This is a genomic window from Methylobacterium sp. 190mf (assembly GCF_900107945.1).
Lineage (GTDB): Bacteria > Pseudomonadota > Alphaproteobacteria > Rhizobiales > Beijerinckiaceae > Methylobacterium.
In genome coordinates this window covers 1-1,601 of sequence record NZ_FNVI01000077.1, presented here as the reverse complement: position 1 = coordinate 1,601, position 1,601 = coordinate 1, and the positions used below count along the sequence as shown (strand labels likewise).

The following is a 1,601-nucleotide window of genomic DNA, read 5'->3' as shown; positions in this document are numbered from 1 at the left end:
CTGGCCGACACGCTGCCCGACGCGCTGCGCCCCGCCCGCATCCTCGCCCTGCCCGCCCTGCCGGTCTCCGCCAACGGGAAGCTCGACCCAGGACGGCTCCCCGAACCCGACTGGGCGGGCGCGGACGCCGCGGGCGGCAGCACCGGCTTCGATCCGCCGCGCGGTCAGACCGAGACGCGCCTCGCCGCCCTCTGGGCCGGCGTGCTCGGCCTCGACGCCCGACGCCTGTCGCGCCGGGACAGCTTCTTCGAGCGCGGCGGCGACTCGATCCTCGCCCTCCAGCTCGTCGCCCGCGCCCGGGAGAGCGGCCTCGCGCTGACGCCGCGGGACGTCTTCACCCACCCGCGCCTCGCCGCCCTGGCGGCGCATCTCGACGCGGCCCCGGACAGCGCGGCCGCGCCGGCCCCCCAGGTCGACCCGGCGCGCGAGGCCGGTCCGGTTCCCCTCACCCCGATCCAGCGCCGGTTCCTCGACGGCCCCGTCCCGAACCGGCAGCACTGGAATCAGGCGATCGTGCTCGCGCCCCGGGCACCCCTCGACCCGGGCCGCCTCGCTGAGGCCCTCGCGGCCGTCGAGGCCGCCCATCCCGCGCTGCGCCTGCGCTTCGCGCGGGACGCGCACGGGGCCTGGACCCAGACCTGCCGGGCACCAGGGCAGGAGCCCCCGCTGTGGCGGCGCGCGGCGGACGGTGCGCCGGCCTTCGCGGCCCTCGCCGCGCAAGCCCAGACGAGCCTCGACCTCGCCGAAGGGCCGGTCTGGCGGGCCGTGCACGTCACCCTGCCGGCGGACGGGACCGAGCGGCTCCTCCTCGTCGCCCACCACCTCGTGGTCGACGCCATGTCGTGGCGCATATTGATCCAGGACCTCGCGGCGGCCCTCGCCGGGCGGCCGCTCGCGCCCCCGCCGACGAGCTTCCCGGGCTGGGCCCGCAGCCTCGACGTCCTGGCCCGGCACCCCGGACATGCCGGGCGCCGCGAATCCTGGCTGGCAGGCTGGCAAGCCGGGGGGCCGTGCCCCGATGCCGCGTTGCGGCCGGTCCGGCCCGACGCCCCCAACGTCGAATCCGCCCAGACCGAGATCGCCGACAGCCTCGACGCCGACGCCACCGACGCCTTCCTGCGCCGGGCCGGTCGGCCCTACAGCGCCCGTCCCGACGAGATCCTGCTCACCGCCCTGTCGATCGCGCTGGTGCGGCGCGGCGACGGGACGGCGGTGGGCGTGACCCTCGAGCGCCACGGTCGCGATGCCGACGCCCTGGCCGACGCCCTCGCCGAACCCCTCTCAGAACCCTTCCCCGAACCCCTCTCCGACGCGCAGGACGGCCCGACCCTGCCCCGCCACGACCAGAGCCGGACGGTGGGCTGGTTCACCACGCTGGTGCCGCTGCGGCTCGACCCCCTCGGCGGCGAGCCGGACCTGCCGCCGGACGACGACGCCCGCGGCCACGCCCTCGGTGCTGCTCTCTGCCGGGTCAAGGAAGCCCGCCGCGCCCTGCCCCAGCCCGACCTCAGCCACGACCTCCTGCGCCACGGCCCCGTCGCGGACCTGCGCCACCGCATCGCCGCGGCACCCGAGCCCGGCATCCTCCTCAACTACCTCGG

1 protein-coding gene is annotated in these 1,601 nt (G+C 77.8%); it reads left to right on the top strand.

Translation table 11 applies throughout. The features are described from left to right. Positions 1 to 1,601: condensation domain-containing protein (locus tag C4T42_RS31285; protein ID WP_244603334.1), on the top strand; the 1,601-nt coding region annotated here is incomplete at both ends.